The organism is Cytobacillus oceanisediminis, assembly GCF_004366035.1.
GTDB lineage: Bacteria > Bacillota > Bacilli > Bacillales > Cytobacillaceae > Cytobacillus > Cytobacillus oceanisediminis_C.
This window is the reverse complement of record NZ_SOEE01000002.1, coordinates 742,769-762,809: the sequence shown is the minus strand read 5'-3', so window position 1 is coordinate 762,809 and position 20,041 is coordinate 742,769. Positions and strand designations below refer to the sequence as shown.

Below are 20,041 nucleotides of genomic sequence, written 5' to 3'. Positions count from 1 at the left end.
GGAACCCTTGCATAATCTAAAGAACCGGCCATGGTTTAAGCATTATCAGCAAAATGCCAACATTGAAATTACCGAAATTCCTCTTTATCGGGTACTGGAACAATCGGTCCTTCATTACGGAGATAAGACGGCAATTATTTTTGAAAATGAAAAAACAACCTATCTGGAGCTGAAGGACCAGGTTGACAGGCTTGCGGGAGGCTTGCAGGAGATGGGGTTTCAAAAGGGTGAGCGGATAGGCTTAATGCTTTCCAACCATCCAGACTACATCATCTGCTATTATGCAGCACAGGCGCTGGGTCTCACGGTCGTCCAAATCAATCCGATGTATACGGCGAGAGAACTTCTGCAGATTGTAAATGACTCACAGGTTTCCTATATCGTTGGTGATCCATTATCAAGAAAAACGATTCTCGAGGTGAACGAGCTTTACCAGTTCCGGTACATAATCGGCTCACAGTTTGAAGTCGGGAATTCGGAAGGGTGCAAAACGCTGGATGAACTGATTCCGTTCTCAGCTCCAATTGATACTCCAGCGGAAATTGATGTACATGAAGATATTGCGGTCATTCAGTATACAGGCGGCACATCCGGGAAGACGAAAGGTGCAATGCTGACACACTACAACCTGGTTGCCAATGTGATTCAGAGTTTTAATATGTATAACGGAAATATGATTTCCGGTGAGGAAACCATTCTCACCGCAACCCCTTTATATCATGTCTACGCCATGACAAGCGCAATGAATCTTGGAATCTATATAGGAGCAAGAATCCTGCTATTTAGAAAGTTTGACGTGAATAAGGTACTTGAAAACATAAAAAAATATCGGCCTACTTTCTTTCCGGGAGTACCCAAAATGTATATTTCCTTTGTGAATCACCCGGGGATCGAGCAATATGGTTTAAATTGTCTGAAAACCTGTTCATCAGGATCGGCCCCGCTGCCTGTTGAAGTCATTAAACGATTTGAAGAATTGACAGGGGCAACGATTGGTGAAGGATTTGGATTATCAGAAGCATCCCCTTCCACCCATCGCAATCCCCCTTTTGGAATCAGAAAGGTTGCCAGTATCGGGATTCCCATGCCTGAAACGGACTGCATGATCATTGACGAAAACAAAAATGAATTAGGTCCTAAATGTGTCGGGGAATTGCTGATCAAAGGCCCTCAGATCATGAAAGGCTACTGGAATAATGAAGAAGAAACGGCTGCAGCGCTTCAGAACGGCTGGCTTTATACAGGTGATCTCGCCATGATGGATGACGACGGCTATTTTTATATCGTTGGCCGAAAAAAGGAAATGATCATTGTAGGAGGCTTCAACATTTATCCGCAGGAAGTGGAAGGGGTCCTGTATGAACATCTGGATATCCAGGAAGCGGCTGTTGCTGGCATTCCTGATGAGGAACATGGGGAGCTGGTCAAAGCTTATGTTGTTCCAAAAAGCGGAAGGGAAATCGATATAGATGAACTTAAAGGGTATTGCTACTCAAAATTAACGCCCTATAAGGTTCCAAAAATGTTTGAGGTTCGCAGAGCACTTCCGAGGAACACTGTCGGGAAGCTTTTGAAAAGACTGCTTGTAAAAGAGGAGCTTGAGAAAGGAGAGAAGAACAATGCCGAATAAGATTGAAAAAGTCGGCGTGATCGGCGCTGGAACAATGGGGTCACAAATTGCAATGGTATGTGCTTTGGGCGGCTATTCTGTCACCTTGCAGGATGTAAGTAAAGATAACCTGAAAAAAGGCAGGCTAATGCTGGAGGAACAAATGAAAAAAAGAGTTTCAAAAGGAAGGCTTACGAGGGAATCAGCTGAAGAAGCGTTTAGCAGAATTCATTTTACCGCTTCCCTTGATGAATTAAGCGGTGCTGATTTTATCATTGAAGCGATAGTAGAAAAGCTTGAGATTAAAAGAGAGCTATTTTCAAAGCTTGATAAGCTTGCGCCGGCACATGCAATCATTGCCACGAACAGTTCCACCATTGTAAGCTCTGAGCTTGCTGATGCAACGGGAAGGCCGGAAAAAGTGTGTAATGTCCATTTCTTCAATCCGGCACTGGTCATGGAGCTTGTTGAAGTTGTCCGCGGGCCTCATACCTCTGCAGAAACCGCTGAGACGGCTATGGAGTTTGTGAAGTCCATCAATAAGTACCCAGTCCTATTAAATAAAGAAATTTCAGGCTTTGTAGCAAACAGGATTCTTGGAAAGCTGATGGACGAAGCCGTATATCTTCTTGAAAACGGGATTGCCAGTCATGAAGATATTGATCTCGTTTGCATGAAAGCGCTTAACCATCCGATCGGACCATTCGCTTTAATGGATCTGACAGGAATTGATGTAAATTATCTGGTCCGAATGCAGCGCTACAAGGAAAGTGGAGATGAGAGAGACAAACCTTCAAGGGTTGTCCAGGAGAAATATGAAAAAGGAGAGCTTGGAAGAAAGACTGGAAAAGGTTTTTACACTTATACTGCCGCAGAGGCAAAAGTCTAACGGGAGGGATATGGATGAATATATACGTTTTATTAAAAAGGACTTTCGATACTGAAGAGAAAATTGCCATCTCCGGCGGAGAGATCAATTCAGATGGAGCTGAATTCATTATTAACCCCTATGACGAATATGGAGTGGAAGAAGCGATTCAGATTCGGGACAGCCAGGGAGGGGAAGTAACAGTGGTTTCCGTTGGCAGCGGGGATGCCGAAAAGCAGCTGCGGACAGCGCTGGCAATTGGAGCAGATAAAGCCGTGCTGATTAATACCGAAGATGACCTGGAGATAGGTGATGAGTTTACAACAGCGAAAATTTTGGTTGAGTTTTTAGAGGATAAGGAAGCAGACTTAATTTTTGCAGGGAATGTTGCGATTGATGGCGGAAGCGGTCAGGTCGGGCCTCGTGTTGCTGACCTTCTGGGCATCCCTTACGTTACCACTATTACAAAAATTGAAATAGAGGGAAGAAATGTGAACATTATCAGGGACGTTGAGGGCAGCTCGGAAACCATTGAAGCGTCTCTTCCGCTGCTTGTTACAGCACAGCAAGGATTGAATGAACCACGCTACCCTTCTTTGCCGGGAATTATGAAGGCAAAGAAAAAACCGCTGGAAGAATTGGAACTTGCTGACCTTGATTTGGATGAAAACGATGTAGCGGCAAAAACGAAAACCGTTGACATTTATCTGCCTCCGAAAAAAGAAGGCGGCCGTATTCTTGATGGAGAGGTTCAGGATCAGGTAAAGGAGCTTATCAACCTGCTTCATTCAGAAGCAAAAGTAATTTGAGGAGGGAATGTACATGACAAGAAAAGTAATCGTGCTTGGAGAAGTCCGTAATGGAGAATTAAGGAATATATCCTTTGAAGGGATTGCTGCTGCGAAAAAAGTCGCTGAAGGCGGAGAAGTGACTGCCGTGCTGTTGGGTGAATCGGTACGCGGTCTTGCACCGCAGATGATTCATTATGGTGCAGACAGGGCTGTCATTGTTGAGGATCCTAAGCTTGCAGCCTACACTCCTGATGGATTTTCCCAGGCATTTCTTGCCGTTATTGATCAAGAAAAACCGGAAGCTATTATTTTTGGACATACAGCGCTAGGAAAGGATTTATCTCCTAAAATTGCAAGCAAGCTGGGCGCGGGACTGATCTCTGATGCTGTTGCCATTGAAGCAGCGGGTGACAATATTATTTTTACACGGCCTATCTATTCTGGAAAAGCATTTGAAAAGAAGATTTTAACGGATGGGATTTTGATGGCTTCCATTAGGCCCAATAACATCCCTCCGCTTAAAGAAGATGCATCACGTGAAGGAGAGATTTCAGCCGTTTCTGCAGATATTAAAGATCTCCGCAGCATCGTCCGTGAAGTAGCCGAAAAGGCTGTCCAGGGTGTCGACCTGTCAGAAGCCAAAGTGATTGTGGCCGGTGGGCGCGGTGTGAAAAGTGCTGAGGGCTTCAAGCCGCTTAAGGAACTTGCTGATGTGCTTGGCGGTGCGGTTGGGGCTTCACGCGGTGCATGTGATGCGGAATATTGTGATTATTCACTCCAAATCGGACAAACAGGAAAAGTGGTCACACCCGATCTATATATCGCTTGTGGAATCTCAGGTGCTATCCAGCACTTAGCCGGAATGTCGAATTCAAAAGTAGTCGTGGCCATTAATAAAGATCCGGAAGCAAACATTTTTAAGGTAGCTGATTACGGTATTGTCGGAGATTTATTTGAAGTGGTGCCAATGCTGGTCGAAGAGCTTCAAGCAATGCTGGTAAAAGCATAGTCTATTTCAGTAAAAATGTTTTGAAAGATTTAAAGACTAGTAATACTTAAACTGCCTGCCATGAAGTTTAAAAAGGAGGAATCAGCATGGAAACAATCAGTGTAATTGGTTCCGGCACAATGGGCCGCGGAATCGCTTATTCAAGTGCTGCGGCAGGATTTATGACAGTGGTCCAGGATATTAATAAAAGCTCCCTGGACAGCTGTCAAGCTTATATAGAAAATCAATTTAACCGTTCTGTTGAAAATGGGCTGATTAATAGAGAAGAAGGAGATTCGGCCATCAGCAGAATCCAATATACAACCAAACTCGAAGAATCCGCTCAGGAAGCCGATTTGGTCATTGAAGCTGTACCTGAAATAATGGACCTTAAAATAGATATTTTCAAACGGCTCGATCAGTTCGTTAAACCGTCAGCGATATTGGCTACTAATACCTCTACGATGAGTCCCACTGAGATTGCGGCACAAACCTCAAGACCAGAGCGCTGCATTGCCCTTCATTTCTTCAACCCTGTTCCCAAAATGAAGCTGATTGAAGTCATCAGCGGATTGGAAACTTCCGAAGAAACGGTTGTACGAAGCATTGAATTTGGAAAAGCGCTTGGAAAGGAATGTGTTAAAATCACGGAATTTCCGGGCTTTGCGGTGAGCAGAATGAACTGCCTGATTGGCAACGAAGCGATGAATATGGTCATGGAAGGCGTCGGCACGGTTGAGGATATCGATAAAGCGATCAAGCTTGGCCTAAACCATCCGATGGGCCCGCTTGAACTCGCGGACCTTGTGGGGCTCGATACAAGGCTCCGGAATATGGAGTATCTCTATAAAACGCTTGGTGAGAAATACCGTCCATGTCCGGTTCTGGTTAAATATGTCAAAGCGGGACGTCTCGGCAAGAAAAGCGGGAAAGGATTTTATGATTACAATTAAGCGGGGTGATTGGGAATGGATTTTCGATTGAGTGAAGACATCGAATTTTTGAAAAAGAATGTCCGCGACTTTGTTCAGACGGAAGTAGAAGCTGTCGCAATGCAAATTGAAGAAGAAAACAAAATACCTGAGAGAATAATAGAAATGTCAAAAGAAATGGGTTTATTCGGACTGAGTATTCCTGAGGAATATGGCGGTCTGGGTATTGGAATGGTCGGAAAATGTGCGCTTTATGAAGAAATTGGTGCTACACATAATGGTTATACCACCCTGATTGGTGCACATACTGGCATCGGCACAGTCGGGATTGTGGAGATGGGAAACGAAGAGCAAAGACAGAAGTATCTTCCCGATATGGCAGCAGGGGAGAAGATTGGTGCCTTCGCACTCACTGAACCAGCTGCGGGATCAAACGCAACGAATTTAAAAACGACAGCAGTAAAAAAAGGAGATAAATATATCCTTAACGGAACAAAACATTATATCACAAATGCCACTGAGGCAGATGTCTTTACAGTCATGGCAGTAACCGACCCTTTAAAAGGTGCAAAGGGTATTACATCTTTTATAGTTGAAAAAGATTTTCCGGGCTTCCATGTCGGAGCAGTGGAGAAAAAAATGGGACTGAGAGGATCACATTCTGCTGAAGTAATACTCGAGGATTGTGAAGTTCCAGTTGAAAACGTCCTTGGCGAAGAAGGACACGGCTATGTAAATGCCCTTAAAATCCTTGCGAATGGACGTGCCGGCCTCGCAGCAAGGAATCTGGGATCATGCCAAAAGATACTCGATATGTCCGCTATTTTCGCTCAAACCAGAGTTCAATTTAATGTTCCGATTATAGAACACCAGGCCGTTTCTCATATGCTTGCTGAAATGGCTATGGAAATTGAAACGCTTCGTTCCTTTACGTACAGAGTCGCCTGGATGGTCGATGAGGGTATGAAGGTTATCAAAGAAGCAGCGATGCTGAAGCTGTTTGGATCTGAAGTTTACAACCGTGTCGCCGACAAGGCTGTCCAGGTACATGGGGGTCTTGGTTATATTGCTGACTATCCAATTGAACGTTTTTTCCGGGATGCACGTATTACACGCATATACGAAGGAACTTCAGAGATTCAGAAAAATATAATTGCAGGACAATTAAAGAAGGATTACAGCCTATAAAATTTGCAGGTAAAAGGAGAATGGATATGGCAGTTCGGAAAGAAATCGTCATTGTCAGCGGTGTACGCACCCCAATTGGACGTTATGGCGGAGCTTTGAAGGAAATCAGCTCAGGCCATTTGGCCAGCCATGTAATTAAAGAAGCGCTGGGTCGTGCGAGACTTAAAGGAGATCAGGTTGATGAAGTCATCTTAGGAGAAGTGCGGCAATCAACAGAATCATCAAACGTAGCAAGAGTTGCAGCCTTAAGGGCAGGCATACCTGAAACTGCACCTGCTTTCACTGTTAATCGTTTATGCGCATCCGGGATGCAGGCTATTGCCTCTGCGGTTCAGCAAATTCAATCCGGCCAGGCGGAGATTGTTGTGGCCGGCGGAACGGAGAGCATGAGCTGTTCACCTATTTATTTGCGGGCGGCCCGTTTTGGCGGAGACCGGGCAAAATTGATTGACTCTAATACTGAAGCAGGACAACAGCCCAAGGAAATTTATGGTGAAAATCTCGGCATGGGCATCACCGCAGAAAATGTAGCCGAAAAATATAGTGTTGCCAGGGAAGACCAGGATGCTTTTGCATTAGAAAGCCAGCGAAAAGCGGACGCAGCCATTCGGGAAGGCCGATTCAGGGAGGAAATTGCCTCGTACGAAATCCAATCAAAAAAAGGTTCCTTTTTAGTGGATACAGATGAGCATCCCCGCCCTGAAACCACCATGGAAAAGCTGGCTAAATTAAAGCCGGCTTTCAGAAACGCCGGAACAGTAACGGCTGGGAATGCTTGCGGCCGAAATGATGGAGCTGCAGCTGTTATTGTCATGTCAAGCGAAAAAGCTGAAGAGCTAAACCAAAGGCCTCTTGCCAGGATAGTTGATTGGGCTGCAGCAGGTGTGTCACCTGAAATTATGGGAATAGGTCCAGTCCCTGCAGTTAAAAAACTCCTTGAACGTACAGATAAATCCATTAAAGATATTGCTCTTTTTGAGCTAAATGAAGCATTTGCATCTCAATCCCTTGCTGTTATTAGAGAACTGGGTCTTGATCAGAATAAAGTGAATGTAAATGGCGGGGCAATTGCCCTTGGCCATCCTGTAGGGTCTACAGGTACCCGTATCGTTGTAACCTTAATGCACGAACTGATTCGCAGGGAGGAACGATATGGAATTGCAACCCTTTGTGTGGGGGGAGGCCAAGGGATGGCCATCTTAATTGAAAATATTGCCCAAGCTCAGAGAATGTGATGGTGGAATAGATGGAAGATAGGCATTCCTTGTTATTTGACTACTTGGATTTTAAACGTGAGCCTGATGAAAATGGAACCATTGTTATTAGAAGTGTTCTAAAAGAAAAGCATTTATTGGATGAAGAGAACATTGGTGCAGGCGTTTTTCAGATATTGCTCGATACTGCGATTGGAACAGCCGTTTCTGAAAAGGCAAGGTGTTTTGCTGTAACCCTTCAGCTGCACACCAATATTTTTGATTCTGCGAAAAAAGACATCTTTTTCTGCCGGGCAAAAGTCTTGCATAGTACGGCTAAATCAGCATATGGGGAAGGAAAGATCCTCGATGCTTCAGGCAGAATGATTGCAAATGGCCAGGCAAGCTTTAAATTAATTTCCTATAAAAATGTGTAAGGGAGCTGATTTGAAATTGGTTTATGAAAATATTGAAGTCTTAAAAAAGAACAGTCTTGCCTATATTGTAATCAACCGTCCAGAGCTTCGAAATGCTTTAAATCATGAAACGCTGCAGGAAATCCTTTCTGCACTTAACAGGCTGAGGGAAGATGAAACGGTGGGCTGTGTCATTTTTACAGGGAAGGGAGAAAAATCTTTTGCCGCAGGTGCAGACATTAGCCAGCTCAAGCAGAAGGTGGCTTTAGATGTATTTAAACCGGGCGGGATGCAACAGGTTTATGACTATATTGAAATGTATGATAAGCCAACCATTGCGATGGTAAATGGCTATGCCCTTGGAGGAGGATGTGAGCTTGCTCTTTCCTGTGACATACGTGTTGCTTCGTATAATTCGAAATTTGGGCTGCCGGAGCTAAATCTTTCAATTATCCCGGGAGCAGGGGGAACTCAGCGGCTAGCACGAATTGTAGGAAAAGGCAAAGCGCTTGAAATGATTTTGACTGGAAAAGTAATAGACGGTGAAGAGGCTTATCGGTTTGGATTGGTATCAGAAGTAGTGTCACCCGAAAATCTGCAGGCAAAAGCAGAGGAAATAGCCCGGATCATATTAACAAAAGGCCCGCTTGCTGTGAAAATGGCGAAAATAGCAGTTCACACTGGAGCTGAGACAGATCAAAAAACTGGTTTAATGATTGAAAAGCTGGCTCAGGCAGTCCTATTCTCAACAGAGGACAAGAATGAGGGAACAGCAGCTTTCCTGGAAAAAAGAAAACCAGAGTTCGTTTCACGATAAGATAAGGGGAGTGAAATTGTGCAGTTGACTGCTGACGATATAAAGGAGACCTTCGAAAATAGTCCTTTTTTTAAGCATATTGGTTTTGAAATCATAGAGTTTGATGATAACCGAGTGAAATTAAAGCTGGGGATTAGGGATCAGCTGTTAAATGTAAATGGTACACTTCATGGAGGAATTCATGCAACGATGCTGGATTTTGTCCAAGGGATGCTTCTAAGAGCTGTTACAAAGGAAAAGTGCATTACAACCAGCCTAACTATCCAATATTTTGCCCCGGTTTCCGTAGGTGAAATTTTTGCAGAATCAAAAATCCTGAAGCTGGGTTTTAAACTTGCCTTTATGGAAGCAGAAATTAAAAACTCAAAAGGTGAAATTCTGGCAAAAGGGTTAGGAAACTTTAAACTATTGCGTTCTTAAAATAAAAGTCAGGTTCCTTTTATTTAATGGCTATGTTAAAGGCTCATGTGATTTTGGAACCGTGTTGTTTGGAGCGCAATGCACGGGATCCTCAATACAATCGCCTTCATTCTACGGTATTTTTTCAGGGGCTTACTCAAATTCCCGGGGAGTCTCTGTAGAGGAACAGGAAAGTACAGCTGAGCTGCGTAAGAGGAACCTGGCGAGTAGTTAATAGAATGTATGGATTCTTAAAATGCTTAAATCTTTAGTATTTCGGACCATTTAAAATTATTTTTGTAATATTTAGAATAGTAGTTGAATAATTCGATATTAAGCTTATAATAAGTTTAAGTACATACCTACTGGTTAGTATCTAAGTAGGAAGACTGGCACAGAAGGGGGAATGATATGAGATTAGCAGGAAAGACAGCCATTATAACCGGCGGATCCGGAGGGATTGGGCGTGCAGCTGCCCTTCTCTTTGCAGAACAAGGAGCAAAGATTGTCATTGGTGATATGGATGCTGAAGGTGGAGAAGAAACAGTAAATCTTATTTCGCTGCAAGGTGGTTCAGCAGCATTTTTTCATACTGATGTAAGCGATTCCATACAAGTAAAGAATCTTATTGGATATGCATCAGAAATGTATGGACAGGTGAATATCCTTTTCAACAATGCGGGAATTGGCAGTCCAAATGTTAAAAGTATTGATCTTGAAGAAGAAGATTGGGATCGGGTCATTGATGTCAATTTAAAAGGAGTTTTCCTTGGGATGAAGCATGCCGTCCCAGAGTTGATGAAAGCCGGAGGCGGTTCTATCATTAACACTTCCAGTTTACTCGGGCTCAAAGGGCAGAAATATCTAGCTCCCTATAACGCCTCCAAAGCCGGGGTGATCCTATTAACTAAAAATGCAGCTTTGGAATATGGAAAGTATAATATCCGGGTAAATGCCATTGCTCCTGGGGTTATTGATACGAATATCATTAAAGGCTGGAAAAATGATGAGCGGAAATGGCCAATCATTTCCAGGGCCAATGCACTCGGAAGAATCGGAACGCCCGAAGAGGTAGCATCTGCAGTATTGTTCCTTGCTTCCGAGGAATCATCCTTCATCACTGGAGCCACGCTTTCAGTAGATGGGGGAGGCATGACGTATTAGGAAATGACCTTTCTTAATAGAAATGAATCTGACAGTGTTCCCTGAGTTACGTATCTCTAGGACCCGTTTTTACAAATTTTTTTTGATAATCGGAAAAATTTTTAAAAGTTATAACTTTAAATTGGAGGACAATGGAATAGGGGGGATATGGTATAATTTTTAAATATTAGTAAGATTGCGAGGACAGCATAGTGAAGGAAAAAATTACGAAGCAAAGCATAAAGCTATTTGAAAAAAAAGGGTTTAGAGACACCTCCATTCAGGATATTGTCGATTCTCTTGGAGTGACTAAAGGATCATTTTATTATTATTTTTCCAGTAAAGAAGAATTGTTAATGGATATTCATCTTGGATACATTAATGAATTGCTTGATCGGCAGGAGCAAATTCTTGGGGATGAGCAATTAAGCTACAAGCAAAAACTTTTCGACATTGTTTATATGCTGATCAGCAGCATTAAAACAAAGGGCACTTCTGCGAAAATTTTCTTCAGGGAAATGCGGCATTTGAGTGCAGACCGGCTGGAGCAAATTGTTTCAAAGCGGGATCAATTCCGGCTCAACGTTGAACGAATCATTCGGGGTGGAATCGAAAACGGAGAATTCCGAAAGGATTTGAATCCTTCCATTATCACATTTGGCATTCTTGGGGCAGCAAATTGGAGTTATCATTGGTTTAACCCAGCTGGCAGTTCATCTGACCGTGAAATAGCCGAAACGTTTGTGGAAATGATTCTGAAGGGAATTCAACTGGATTGAGAATACTGGCGAGGGGCCATTGTCCTCTATCTGCGTTTTGCATACCTACCGGTTAGTATGAAAATAACTCGATATGGGAACAGCAGTTTATATAAAGGAGTCATCCATCCATCCATTTAAAAGACTGAACATTCAGTTTTAAGTTGCGTTAGAAACCTAAATCAAACAAGGGGGAGTGTACATGAGATTTTCGGACTCAATTGCTCTCGTAACAGGTGCCGGGAGCGGCATAGGAAAAGCTGCAGCATTCAGGCTTGCCAATGAAGGTGCCCGGGTTATTCTAGTAGGACGTACAGCATCAAAACTTGAGAATGCTGCCATGGAGATAAATGAGTCTAATAAAATTCCGAGGGCAGAGGTTTTTACTGCAGATGTTACAGATGAAGAAGATGTCCGTGAATTAGCTGATTTTGTAAAGGAACAATATGGAGATTTGCATGTGCTTGTCAACAATGCTGGCGGATCGGTTCATTCAAAGATTATGGATACTTCATCCAGTGATTGGGACTTTGTGCAAAATACCAATTTGAAAAGTGTTTTCCTTGTCTCAAAGCTGCTTGGGAAGCTGATGGCTGATTCATCTGGTGCAGACGGAGATTTTACACAGAACCGATCCATTGTGAATATTGCCTCTTTATCCGGCCATCAGGCTGGTGCACATATTCCTCATTACAGCGCAGCAAAAGCGGGAGTAATTAATTTTACAAGAGCGTTAGCACTTGAGCTTGCTCCATTTGGAATCAGGGTAAATTCAGTTTCTCCAGGATTTGCCGTAACCCCCTTAACGGAGCAGGGAATGAAGAATGAACAGTTCGTAAAAGCAATCCGGAGGAATACGGCCCTTGGAAGGGCAGGAGAGCCAGGGGAAATAGCTAATGTCATCAGCTTTGTTGCTTCCAGTGAGGCATCATATATGACTGGGTCGGATGTCCTTGTTGATGGCGGCTGGTTAATCAAATAAATGGGGAGATGAATGCAATGAGAAATGAGCATTTAATCATAAATCAAACTGGAGCAATTCTGAACTTGACTTTAAATAGGCCGGACCGTTTAAATGCGTTCAGCCCTGAGATGATTCTTGGCTTAACGGAAGCTATTCGTGAGGCTGGGACCAATCCTGAAATAAAAGTAATTGTCCTGTCCGGTGCAGGACGCTCCTTCAGTGCCGGAGGAGATGTGAAATCCATGGGCCAGGCAAATGGAACAGGTGTTTACGAGCATATTGGCAGACTGAATCAATGCATTCTTACGATGAAAGAATCCGGGAAGCCAATCATTGCCGGTGTTCACGGATTTGCAGCTGGAGCTGGTTTCAATCTGGCGCTTGCATGTGATCTGATTATTGCTGCAGACGACAGTCAATTCGCACTAAGCTTCTCAAAAGTAGGGCTTGTATCTGATGGCGGAGGCTCTTATTTTATATCAAGACTCCTGGGACCCCATCTGGCCAAGCAATTCTTTTTCACAGCCGAGCCCATAAAAGCTGAACGGCTATATCAAATGGGGGTTATTAACTGCCTTGTACCTGCGGAGAAGCTGCAGGCCGAGACTCAGAAAATGGCCAGCCAATTGGCAGAAGGGCCAACGATGACTTATGGAATGATTAAAAAGCTTGTCGACCACTCCTTAACGTCCACTCTTGAAGAAATCCTCGAGCAGGAGCGAATTACACAAACGCTTATGGTTTCAACCGAGGATCATCATGAGGGAATTACGGCTTTCAAGGAAAAAAGAATTCCTGTATTTAAAGGGAAGTAAGGAGTCCGTACATGGTCTGGACCAAAGAGAAGGACCCCTTCCATATTTATGCCGGTAACGAGCATGGGCTGAGAGATGCTGGCTGAATCGGCTAATTAACAATCAAAAAAGCTGTCTAATTTGAAGATAAAAAACATTTTTCATAGTTACAGAAAATGTGCTTTTTCAAATTCAATGTATTTTACACATCACTGTTCAGGGTCCTGCCCTGCTCATTAAACTTCACTTAAAGGGGTGATGCTTTATGGAGAAGATCGTCCCGCTTACGCTGGAATCCCCATTCTCTGAAGGTATTGTCATGGTGTATGCGGTTCTGGGTGATTCAGCGACCCTTATAGACACAGGAAGTCCGGGTGAGAAGTCCTTTTTTCAATTAAGATCCCAGTTAAAAAAACATGGGATAAAGTTTCAGGATTTTGACCGTATCGTGTTAACTCATATGCATACCGATCATTCAGGAGGTGTAAGCCTGATTCAGCAGGAATCCGGGCTGCCGGTTTATGTCCATGAGGAAGCAAAACGAGTAATAACAGAAGGGGAAGCAGAGTTTAAGAGAATAAATTTATTTTTCAACAAGTTTATTGAGCAATGCGGTGCAGATCACATGCTGCATCAGCATAACAGAAAATACAAGGAAGAGATTTGGACTGATGTTTATTATTTACGTGATGGAGACGAGATTCATATAGGGGGAAAACCATACTATGTCATGCATGTTCCCGGTCACAGCCAGACAGATATTCTTCTTTGGAACGTTGAAAGCGGTACAGCGTTTGTGGGGGATCATTTAATTGAGGAAATCTCTGTAAACGCTTTCGTGGAACCCCCGCCACCAGATGAACGGCAGAGGCCGGAACCGCTGATTCAGTATAGGGAGTCTTTAGATAGGGTTAAAATACTGCCGCTTCAAACGTGCTTTTCAGGACATGGAAAGCCATTCAATCAGCATAATAGAGTGATAGACATAAGATTGGCTGAGCACGAGTCCCGCTGTCGCCAAATTCACCATCTGTTAAAGGACGGCAAAAAAAATGTTTTTGAGCTTTGTCAGGGGCTTTACCCGCGCTTAAAAGGAAAAACGGTCTTTCTTGGGCTTTCGCAAATACAGGGGCACCTGGATTTAATGGAACAAAGACAAGAAGTGGAGAGGAAGGACACAGAAAAAGTATATTACTATCAGTTGAAATAGCGTTTTGTCACTCTGCTTTCTTTCAATTTTAAAAAAGGAGTGGATTCTATGAAACTGAAGGATTTACTTGATAGAAATGTCAGTGAATTTGGAGAATATCCATTTATTTATTATGAAGAAAAGCAGTATTCAAATGTGGAAACAAAAAGATTTGCTGACCAAATTGCCAATGGGCTTCATAAACTCGGAGTCGAACCTGGCGATCGTGTCGCTGTATGCATGCCTAATTGTCCTGAAGTGATATTTTCCTATCAGGGAATCACCAGGAGCGGAGCTGTCATTGTCCCTATTATGTTCACCCTCCATCAAAAGGAAATTCATTTTATAATCAAAAACTGTAAAGCTAAAGTGATTATTACCTCCTCTTACACGGCAGAAAATATGAAAAAAGCCCTCGAGGGACTGGACAACAAGCCTGTCCTGCTGGTCGCTGACATTCCATCGGGAAATGGCATGACAAATCTTTACGATATGATGTCAAGTGATCCGGGAAATTTAAAGAGTGTTCCAGATTCCAGTGAGGAAGATACAGCAGTTATATTATACACTTCTGGAACTACAGGGAATCCGAAAGGTGTTCTCTTAACTCATAAAAACCTCTATTCGAATGCTGTTAACTCCGCTGCCCATAACGAAACCGAACGAGGTGCAACAATCGGTGTCCTGCCGCTTGCCCATGTATATGGACTTACGATTTCTAACGTCAGCTATATAACTGGAAGTTCAGTCGTCGTTTTCTCAAAATTTGATCCCGTCAAGGTGTTTAAAGCCATTGAAAAATATCAGGTTAAGGCATTTTCTGCGGTGCCTGCAATGATTCATGCGATGCTCGCAAGTGAACATGCTGAACACTATGATACTTCCTCTTTAGAATGGGTTGGGTCTGGTTCTGCCCCTCTCCCTATTGCGCTTCTGAACGGATTCCAACAAAAGTTCAAAGCCAAAGTCCTTGAAGGTTATGGCTTATCTGAAGCAGCGCCTGTCGTTACTGCCCATAATAAAAAAATCGCTGTAAAACCGGGATCAGTTGGAATTCCAATTCCAGGAACGAAAATAAAAATTGTAAACAGCCATAGAGAGGAAGTGCCAGCAGGAGAGGTTGGAGAACTGATTGTAAGCGGTGATCATGTTACTCCCGGCTATTATCAGAATGAGGAGGAAACGAGACGAATATTAGTAAACGGCTGGCTGCACACAGGGGATATGGGAAGGGTAGACGAGGATGGCTATCTGTATATAGTGGATCGTAAAAAGGATTTGATTATCAGGGGTGGGTTCAATGTTTACCCGCGTGATATTGAAGAGCTGCTGAATGGGCATGAACAGGTATTTGAAGCTGCTGTCGTAGGAATCCCTGATGAAAGAATGGGGGAGGAGATTGTTGCATGTGTCGTTAAAAAGGCAGGTGCATCAGTGACTGAAGACAAATTAATTCAATATTGCCAGGATTATCTTGCCAAAAACAAAACACCGAAAATGATTATTTTTGCAGAGTCGTTACCGCGAAATGGTGTAGGAAAGATACTAAAGACCAGATTAAGGGAATCTATTGCAGGCAGTATTTCATCTAGGTAAGGCATCCAGCAAATTTATAAAGGGTTTAGAGGTGAAAGTATGCAAGCAGTATCTCCGTTTATGCAGCGCACTGTTATTTACAGCGGTTCAAATTCACGGGCCTATATTCCTGATTTATTCCGCGGTTTAGGCGCAAAAAGGGTTGTTCTATTTAGTGACAGGGGTCTTGAGAAAGCAGGCATAGTGGAAAAAACAGCGAAAATTTTTGAATCTGCACCAAAAGGATCTGGACCTGAACTAGCAGGGATTTATCTGGAGATTGCCCAGGATGCAGAGAGCAGTTCGGTAAACAACGCAGTCTCTTATGCAAGGGAAGTTGGTGCAGATGCGCTGCTGGCTGTCGGGGGCGGAAGTGTCCTGGACACGGTAAAAGGGGTAAAATACGCATTGCATAAAGGATTGTCAGACATAAAGACTGTGATTCCCAAGGGTATATTATTTGAACAATTTCCAGATGCAAACCATATTCCGATTCCGCATATTGCCATGCCTACAACTGCAGGTACTGGTTCGGAGGTTTCCCCCATTGCGGTAATTTATAATGAAGATACCAAAATGAAAGGCAACATCATCAATCCTTACATTAGTTCTGATATAGCCGTTCTGGATCCAGAGCTGACTGTCGGACTGCCGGCTGCCATTACAGCATTTACAGGATTTGATGCACTGACACATGCCATTGAAGCTCTGGCTTCGCCGATTGCAACCGCCTTGACAGATGCGCATGCACTTCAGGCAATTAGGCTGATTGAACAAAATCTGCCTGCCGCGGTTACAAACGGAGAAAATATTCATGCAAGAATGGAAATGCTTTTTGCCAGTTTAATGGGTATTACCGCATTTAGCTGTGCCTTAAATGCCATCCCAGTTCATAATTTTGCTCATGCTTATGGAGCTCTCTTTCGGATTCCCCATGGCCTGGCAAATGCCGTTTTCCTGCCTGTGGTCATGGAAATGCTGCCAGATCTGTATCTCCCTAAGATAACAGAACTAGCTGGTGCTATGAATGTCAGGACAGGTGCAAATGAGGATCGGGAGGAAGTCTTAGGAAAAGTCATTGAAAAACTGCGCCTGCTTCAGCATAACACCGGTCTTCCAAGTGATTTTTCAGCTTACAGTCTTACGGAAGAGGGTCTAAAGCAAGCAGAGAATGCAGTAGAAAAGGACCCTGAAGCTGCCGCTTTTCCAATACCGAAGGAGCTGATCCAGGCTGTTGGCCTTATGGTTGCCCCGATTCATATAAAATAGTGTTTAGCAGATTGATATTATGGGGCTGTCGCTGGAATTTCGTTCTTTCTATACTAAACGTGGAAGTTTTTTAGTTAAACGGTGCTAAATATAGCTGAAAAGCTTGATTTTTCTGAAATTTCAATCTAGAATAGTGATACATACCAACCGGTAGGTATGTATTTAAAAATTCAATCATAAAGATTAATAGAAAATAATTAAAAGTTTACAAGATTAGATAGGAGTGAAAAGAATGCAGTTACGCCTTACAGAAGAACAAAAGATGGTTCAGAAAACGATTCGCAAGTTTGTTGAGAAGGAGTTAATTCCACTTGAAAATGATGTCCTAAGAAATGAAAGAGAAGGAAAACCAAGCCTTCCGCCAGGTAAATTGAAAGAACTGCAATTAAAGGCAAAGGAAGCAGGCTTCTGGGGGATCAATACGCCAGAGCAATATGGCGGAGCCGATTTGGGACAGATGATGATGGCGATCGTACTGATGGAAGTATCCAAGACATTTGTCCCTTTTCAATTCGGCGGATCTGCTGATAATATCCTCTACTATGCAAATGAGGAGCAGAAACAAAAATATTTAATTCCAACGATTGAGGGCGAGAAAAAATCATGCTTTGCAATGACTGAACCTGGAGCCGGTTCAGATACCCGCAATATCAGAATGACTGCAGTAAAGGAAGGCAATGAGTGGATATTAAATGGCGAGAAGACTTTTATTACAGGCGGGAATGAAGCGGATTTTGTAATGGTCATTGCGATTACTGATAAAGAAAAGCATCAGGCAACAGGGCGTGATGGCGTTACCTGTTTTATCGTCGACCGTGACATGGGCTGGAAATCCGAGTATATACATACGATGGGTGAATGGGGTCCGGCAAGTCTCGTGTTTGATAATGTCAGAGTCCCGGAAGAAAATATTTTAGGTGAAGTAGATGGCGGTTATAATTTGGGGCTGGAATGGATCGGGTTTGCAAGATGGGTGGTTGGAGCGAGGGCGATTGGTGCCGCAGAAAGATTGCTTCAAATGGCCATCGAATATGCGAAAGAACGCATTACATTTGGAAAACCGATTGCTGAAAGACAAGCAATTCAATGGCAGATTGCTGATTCTGCAGTGGAGATTGAAGCAGCTAGATGGCTTGTCCTAAATGCAGCGTATACGCTTGATGCAGGTGAGGATAACCGCCACATGGCGTCAATGGCGAAACTATATGGCGCGAATATGGGTAACCGTGTTGTAGACCGTGTCATGCAAATCCACGGAGGAATGGGCTATACAAGGGAATTGCCGATTGAAAGATGGTACCGGGAAGCCAGATTGTGGAGAATCTATGATGGAACAGATGAAATCCAGCGTATGATCATTGCTAGAAATCTGATAAAAGGCCACGTGAAACTTGGCCAATTCGTATAGAAATTAATTTTCAAAGGAAAGGGAGGAATGAAAATGGCGGGCAGGTTTGAAGGAAGAGTAGCTTTTATCACTGGGGGAAGCCGTGGAATCGGAAAAGGGGTCGTCCAGCTCTTTGCGGAAGAAGGGGCTAAAGTCGCATTTATAGATTTGAATGAGGAAGCTCTTGGAGAAACAGCAAAAGAGCTGCAGGAAAAAGGATACGATTGTTTGGCAAAGGTTGCAGATGTTACAGACCCTGACCAGGTTAACGATGTATTCAAAGAAGTTCATGAAACATTTGGTTCAGTAGATATACTGGTCAATAATGCCGGTGTCATCCGTGATAATCTTCTATTTAAAATGACGGATTCTGATTGGCAAACCGTCATGGATGTACATCTTAAAGGGTCATTCAATGCAGCACGGGCTGCTCAGAAATACATGGTTGAAAAAAAATATGGGCGGATCATCAATATTTCTTCTACTTCCGCACTTGGTAATCGGGGACAGGCAAATTATGCAGCTGCGAAGGCAGGGCTGCAGGGGTTCACAAAAACGCTGGCTATTGAACTTGGAAAATATGGGATTACTGCAAATTCGGTTGCTCCAGGTTTTATCGAAACAGAGATGACAAAGGAAACAGCCGGAAGAATTGGTATTTCTTTTGATGATCTGATTAAAGCCAGTGTAGCAAACATTCCAGTCGGCAGAAGCGGAAAACCTGCGGATATTGCCAATGCGGTGGCATTTTTTGCTGATGAGAATTCATCCTTTGTTAACGGTCAGGTTATTTACGTTGCAGGGGGCCCTAAGAATTAATCATAAAAGTGAGGTGTAGATCAATTGTTCCAGCAGCATATAGGAAAGCGATCCAAAAAAGTGAAAAACATTGTTGAGCGTGGTGCTGTCAAAAAATTTGCAGAAGCAATCGGTGATCTCCATCCGATTTTTGTCGATGAGGAAACGGGCAGGAATTCAAGGTATAACCGGAATATAGCCCCTCCAACCTTTCCGAGGGTGTTTGATTACGGAACGATTGAGGGACTCAACCTGCCAAACAAAGGCCTTATACACGGGGAACAAACGTATCATTACGAAAGACCATTGCTGGTTGGGGAAGAAATCATCTGCTATTCAGAGGTGAAAAATTATTTTGAGAAAAAGGGAACTCATGGCGAGATGGGGTTTCTTGTACTCGAAAGCTTTGGGGAGGACGAGATGGGAAAAGTTGTTTTTACCTCAACTCAAACCGTTATTATCACAGAAGCGGTAAGGAAGGTGCTGATCGGATGGTAGCAATTGAAGAGCTTCACATAGGCGACGAATTGGAGGACATTCAGCTTGAACCGGTCGATCGGCTTACTTTGATTAAATATGCTGGAGCTTCAGGCGACTATAACCCCATCCATACGATTGACAGTGAAGCAGCAAAAGCTGGTCTGCCGGGAATTATTGCACATGGAATGTGGACAATGGGAAATCTGGCAAAGCTATTCAGTTCTTATTATCAGGAGGGCTTTATTCAGGATTATACAATTCGATTTAAAGGAATGGTTTTCCTGAATGATGTGATTACGCTTAAAGCAGAGCTAGCAGAGAAAAATGGCAGCATCTCGCGATTCGAGGTAAAGGCTGTAAACCAAAATGGCAACGAAGTAATAAAGGGAGAGGTATTTTTTAATACTTATCACGATTAAAGAATTTAATTCAGGATGCTCATACCCGGCAGCAATTGCTGGGTATATAGCTATTCTCTATGAG

General features: G+C 43.3%; 21 protein-coding genes. All 21 read left to right on the top strand.

Translation table 11 applies throughout. The annotated features are described in order from the left end of the window. Positions 1 to 7: 7 nt before the first annotated feature. Positions 8 to 1,630, top strand: a complete 1,623-nt coding sequence (locus DFO72_RS08045; RefSeq protein WP_113884038.1) for a long-chain-fatty-acid--CoA ligase — start codon at positions 8 to 10, stop codon at positions 1,628 to 1,630. Then, the gene (locus DFO72_RS08040) at positions 1,620 to 2,498 is read left to right on the top strand and encodes a 3-hydroxyacyl-CoA dehydrogenase family protein (RefSeq protein WP_113884037.1); all 879 of its coding nucleotides are present in this window, start codon (positions 1,620 to 1,622) and stop codon (positions 2,496 to 2,498) included. The genes DFO72_RS08045 and DFO72_RS08040 overlap by 11 nt, the downstream gene beginning before the upstream one ends. Positions 2,499 to 2,512: 14 nt before the next feature. Further along, complete coding sequence (locus tag DFO72_RS08035) at positions 2,513 to 3,286, top strand: electron transfer flavoprotein subunit beta/FixA family protein (protein ID WP_113884036.1); 774 nt, start codon at positions 2,513 to 2,515, stop codon at positions 3,284 to 3,286. A 13-nt stretch (positions 3,287 to 3,299) separates the two neighbouring features. Continuing rightward, positions 3,300 to 4,277 carry an electron transfer flavoprotein subunit alpha/FixB family protein gene (locus tag DFO72_RS08030; protein ID WP_110065938.1) on the top strand — a complete coding sequence of 326 codons (978 nt, stop codon included), beginning with the start codon at positions 3,300 to 3,302 and terminating at the stop codon, positions 4,275 to 4,277. 86 nt (positions 4,278 to 4,363) lie between these two features. Further along, complete coding sequence (locus DFO72_RS08025) at positions 4,364 to 5,209, top strand: 3-hydroxyacyl-CoA dehydrogenase family protein (RefSeq protein WP_110065939.1); 846 nt, start codon at positions 4,364 to 4,366, stop codon at positions 5,207 to 5,209. A gap of 15 nt (positions 5,210 to 5,224) precedes the next feature. After that, entirely contained in the window at positions 5,225 to 6,376 is a 1,152-nt protein-coding gene (locus tag DFO72_RS08020; protein ID WP_113884035.1) for an acyl-CoA dehydrogenase family protein, read from the top strand. A gap of 26 nt (positions 6,377 to 6,402) precedes the next feature. Next, positions 6,403 to 7,611 (top strand): thiolase family protein, encoded by a 1,209-nt coding sequence (locus DFO72_RS08015; protein ID WP_113884034.1) that lies wholly within the window; start codon positions 6,403 to 6,405, stop codon positions 7,609 to 7,611. Between the two features lie 11 nt (positions 7,612 to 7,622). Continuing rightward, entirely contained in the window at positions 7,623 to 8,006 is a 384-nt protein-coding gene (locus DFO72_RS08010; protein ID WP_113884033.1) for a PaaI family thioesterase, read from the top strand. 16 nt (positions 8,007 to 8,022) lie between these two features. After that, entirely contained in the window at positions 8,023 to 8,802 is a 780-nt protein-coding gene (locus tag DFO72_RS08005) for an enoyl-CoA hydratase/isomerase family protein (protein WP_113884100.1), read from the top strand. Between the two features lie 18 nt (positions 8,803 to 8,820). Then, complete coding sequence (locus DFO72_RS08000; RefSeq protein ID WP_113884032.1) at positions 8,821 to 9,222, top strand: PaaI family thioesterase; 402 nt, start codon at positions 8,821 to 8,823, stop codon at positions 9,220 to 9,222. A gap of 390 nt (positions 9,223 to 9,612) precedes the next feature. Further along, entirely contained in the window at positions 9,613 to 10,365 is a 753-nt protein-coding gene (locus tag DFO72_RS07995; protein ID WP_113884031.1) for an SDR family NAD(P)-dependent oxidoreductase, read from the top strand. A gap of 191 nt (positions 10,366 to 10,556) precedes the next feature. Then, positions 10,557 to 11,123 carry a TetR/AcrR family transcriptional regulator gene (locus DFO72_RS07990; protein ID WP_110065945.1) on the top strand — a complete coding sequence of 189 codons (567 nt, stop codon included), beginning with the start codon at positions 10,557 to 10,559 and terminating at the stop codon, positions 11,121 to 11,123. A gap of 181 nt (positions 11,124 to 11,304) precedes the next feature. Continuing rightward, complete coding sequence (locus DFO72_RS07985) at positions 11,305 to 12,084, top strand: SDR family NAD(P)-dependent oxidoreductase (RefSeq protein WP_110065946.1); 780 nt, start codon at positions 11,305 to 11,307, stop codon at positions 12,082 to 12,084. Between the two features lie 17 nt (positions 12,085 to 12,101). Continuing rightward, on the top strand, positions 12,102 to 12,881 hold the full coding sequence (locus tag DFO72_RS07980; RefSeq protein ID WP_110065947.1) for an enoyl-CoA hydratase/isomerase family protein: 780 nt from the start codon (positions 12,102 to 12,104) through the stop codon (positions 12,879 to 12,881). Between the two features lie 244 nt (positions 12,882 to 13,125). After that, positions 13,126 to 14,070 (top strand): MBL fold metallo-hydrolase, encoded by a 945-nt coding sequence (locus DFO72_RS07975; protein WP_113884030.1) that lies wholly within the window; start codon positions 13,126 to 13,128, stop codon positions 14,068 to 14,070. A 48-nt stretch (positions 14,071 to 14,118) separates the two neighbouring features. After that, the gene (locus DFO72_RS07970; RefSeq protein WP_113884029.1) at positions 14,119 to 15,645 is read left to right on the top strand and encodes a class I adenylate-forming enzyme family protein; all 1,527 of its coding nucleotides are present in this window, start codon (positions 14,119 to 14,121) and stop codon (positions 15,643 to 15,645) included. A gap of 39 nt (positions 15,646 to 15,684) precedes the next feature. After that, positions 15,685 to 16,893 carry an iron-containing alcohol dehydrogenase gene (locus DFO72_RS07965; protein WP_113884028.1) on the top strand — a complete coding sequence of 403 codons (1,209 nt, stop codon included), beginning with the start codon at positions 15,685 to 15,687 and terminating at the stop codon, positions 16,891 to 16,893. Positions 16,894 to 17,125: 232 nt separating this feature from the next. Continuing rightward, positions 17,126 to 18,301, top strand: a complete 1,176-nt coding sequence (locus DFO72_RS07960; protein ID WP_110065951.1) for an acyl-CoA dehydrogenase family protein — start codon at positions 17,126 to 17,128, stop codon at positions 18,299 to 18,301. A gap of 33 nt (positions 18,302 to 18,334) precedes the next feature. Beyond that, on the top strand, positions 18,335 to 19,099 hold the full coding sequence (gene fabG, locus DFO72_RS07955) for a 3-oxoacyl-ACP reductase FabG (protein WP_110065952.1): 765 nt from the start codon (positions 18,335 to 18,337) through the stop codon (positions 19,097 to 19,099). 24 nt (positions 19,100 to 19,123) lie between these two features. Beyond that, positions 19,124 to 19,576: a MaoC family dehydratase N-terminal domain-containing protein gene (locus DFO72_RS07950; protein WP_110065953.1), complete on the top strand. Its 453-nt coding sequence runs from the start codon at positions 19,124 to 19,126 to the stop codon at positions 19,574 to 19,576. Next, positions 19,570 to 19,977, top strand: a complete 408-nt coding sequence (locus DFO72_RS07945; RefSeq protein WP_113884027.1) for a MaoC/PaaZ C-terminal domain-containing protein — start codon at positions 19,570 to 19,572, stop codon at positions 19,975 to 19,977. Before DFO72_RS07950 ends, DFO72_RS07945 begins: the two co-directional genes overlap by 7 nt. The last annotated feature ends 64 nt before the right edge of the window (positions 19,978 to 20,041 follow it).

Excerpts from the sequence above, each read along its gene's own strand:
- DFO72_RS08040 (WP_113884037.1), top strand. The coding sequence starts at position 1,620 with ATGCCGAATAAGATTGAAAAAGTCGGCGTGATCGGCGCTGGAACAATG.
- DFO72_RS08035 (WP_113884036.1), top strand. The coding sequence starts at position 2,513 with ATGAATATATACGTTTTATTAAAAAGGACTTTCGATACTGAAGAGAAA.
- DFO72_RS08030 (WP_110065938.1), top strand. The coding sequence starts at position 3,300 with ATGACAAGAAAAGTAATCGTGCTTGGAGAAGTCCGTAATGGAGAATTA.
- DFO72_RS08025 (WP_110065939.1), top strand. The coding sequence starts at position 4,364 with ATGGAAACAATCAGTGTAATTGGTTCCGGCACAATGGGCCGCGGAATC.
- DFO72_RS08020 (WP_113884035.1), top strand. The coding sequence starts at position 5,225 with ATGGATTTTCGATTGAGTGAAGACATCGAATTTTTGAAAAAGAATGTC.
- DFO72_RS08015 (WP_113884034.1), top strand. The coding sequence starts at position 6,403 with ATGGCAGTTCGGAAAGAAATCGTCATTGTCAGCGGTGTACGCACCCCA.
- DFO72_RS08010 (WP_113884033.1), top strand. The coding sequence starts at position 7,623 with ATGGAAGATAGGCATTCCTTGTTATTTGACTACTTGGATTTTAAACGT.
- DFO72_RS07995 (WP_113884031.1), top strand. The coding sequence starts at position 9,613 with ATGAGATTAGCAGGAAAGACAGCCATTATAACCGGCGGATCCGGAGGG.
- DFO72_RS07985 (WP_110065946.1), top strand. The coding sequence starts at position 11,305 with ATGAGATTTTCGGACTCAATTGCTCTCGTAACAGGTGCCGGGAGCGGC.
- DFO72_RS07980 (WP_110065947.1), top strand. The coding sequence starts at position 12,102 with ATGAGAAATGAGCATTTAATCATAAATCAAACTGGAGCAATTCTGAAC.
- DFO72_RS07975 (WP_113884030.1), top strand. The coding sequence starts at position 13,126 with ATGGAGAAGATCGTCCCGCTTACGCTGGAATCCCCATTCTCTGAAGGT.
- DFO72_RS07970 (WP_113884029.1), top strand. The coding sequence starts at position 14,119 with ATGAAACTGAAGGATTTACTTGATAGAAATGTCAGTGAATTTGGAGAA.
- DFO72_RS07965 (WP_113884028.1), top strand. The coding sequence starts at position 15,685 with ATGCAAGCAGTATCTCCGTTTATGCAGCGCACTGTTATTTACAGCGGT.
- DFO72_RS07960 (WP_110065951.1), top strand. The coding sequence starts at position 17,126 with ATGCAGTTACGCCTTACAGAAGAACAAAAGATGGTTCAGAAAACGATT.
- fabG (WP_110065952.1), top strand. The coding sequence starts at position 18,335 with ATGGCGGGCAGGTTTGAAGGAAGAGTAGCTTTTATCACTGGGGGAAGC.
- DFO72_RS07945 (WP_113884027.1), top strand. The coding sequence starts at position 19,570 with ATGGTAGCAATTGAAGAGCTTCACATAGGCGACGAATTGGAGGACATT.